At 68.6% G+C, this 1460-nt stretch carries 1 protein-coding gene; it reads left to right on the top strand.

What is annotated here, in order from left to right; all coding sequences use genetic code 11:
* Nucleotides 1-227 precede the first annotated feature (227 nt).
* Nucleotides 228-1442, top strand: coding sequence for an IS110 family transposase (locus ACIGO6_RS41620; protein ID WP_399886025.1), 1215 nt, complete (start codon nucleotides 228-230; stop codon nucleotides 1440-1442).
* Nucleotides 1443-1460 lie beyond the last annotated feature (18 nt).

Raw genomic sequence — 1460 nt, 5'->3', positions numbered from 1 at the left:
GGCACTGACATTGATGCTGATACTCGGGTTCCGGCGGTCGTGACTCGGGCACTGACTGACGCCCTGCTGGGCTGTCCTTGTGTTGGTCTGTCCGGCCGCCGGAGCTCGTTCTCATGGCTCCGGCCGGGCGGAACATGACCTGATAGGAGCTTGGTCAGAAGCCCCTTCAATGTCCTGTCTGCGCCACCCGGCCGGCGCCCACCTTCGGCTGGGAAGGCAGCATCAGCATGGCATCAGAGGTTGCGGCGGACACCGTGGACCAGGATGTGTTCGGCGGGGTCGATTCCCACGCCGACACCGTCCACGTCGCTGTGATCAGCGACAACGGCGGCCATCTCGCGGACGCCGAGTTCTCCACCACCAGCGCTGGATACGCAGCAGCCCTGGCCTTCCTGACCGCCCATGGACGTGTGGTCGCGATCGGGGTGGAAGGCACCTCGTCCTACGGGACCGGCTTCACCCGGGCCGCCCGCTCCCACGGGCACCAGGTCGTCGAGGTCAACCGCCCCGACAAGGCCGAACGACGCCGCACCGGCAAGTCCGACCCGATCGACGCCTACGCCGCCGCCCGCGCCGCTCTGTCCGGCAGAGCCTCCAGCTCCCCCAAGGACGACACGGTCGCCGGGATACGTGCCCTGCACAACGCAGCCCGCTCCGCCATCAAGGCCCGCACCGCCGCTCTCAACCAGATCGGCAACGTCCTCATCTCCGCCCCGGAAGCCATCCGCGCGAAATACGGGCAGCTCAAGGGCACCGACCGCACCGAGGCCCTGGCCCGGCTGCGGCCGGCCGGTGACGCCCTCCACATCGCCGTCCTGACCGCCTTGAAGAGCCTCGCCCGCCGCGTCAAGGAGCTCACCGCCGAGCACGAAACACTGACGCAGGCCCTGGATGCCGAGGTCACCACCCACAACCCGGGCCTGCGGGCCGCCTACGGTGTCGGCCCCGACACCGCCGCACGACTACTGATCACCGCGGGCGGCAACCCCGAACGGATGCGGACCGAGGCATCCTTCGCAGCCCTCTGCGGAGCTGCCCCGGTCCCTGCCTCCAGCGGCAGAACCAACCGGCACCGGCTCTCCCGGGGCGGCGACCGAACAGCCAACGCAGCCCTCTACCGCATCGCCCTGGTCCGCATGTCCAGCGACGCCCGGACCCGCGCCTACGTCGCGCGACAGACCGCTGCCGGACGGACGAGGAAGGAAATCATCCGGATGCTGAAACGGGCCATCGCCCGGGAGATGTTCCACTGCCTCACCAGCACGGTCACCATCCCGGGCATAGCCGACCTGCGGCCCATGCGGCAGGCCAAGAACATCACCCTCACCGCCGTCGCCCAGCACTTCGGAGTCTGGCCGACCACCATCTCCAGACTCGAACGAGGACTCAGCAGGGACGACGACCTCACCCACGCCTACCGCGACTGGCTTCAAGCCGCTTGACAGCAATAGGAGCATCAA

Source organism: Streptomyces sp. NPDC053750, assembly GCF_044544295.1.
Classification (GTDB): Bacteria; Actinomycetota; Actinomycetes; order Streptomycetales; family Streptomycetaceae; genus Streptomyces.
This window is presented reverse-complemented; position numbering and strand designations above follow the sequence as displayed.

Coding starts and splice junctions, on each gene's coding strand:
- ACIGO6_RS41620 (WP_399886025.1), top strand. CDS start 228: ATGGCATCAGAGGTTGCGGCGGACACCGTGGACCAGGATGTGTTCGGC.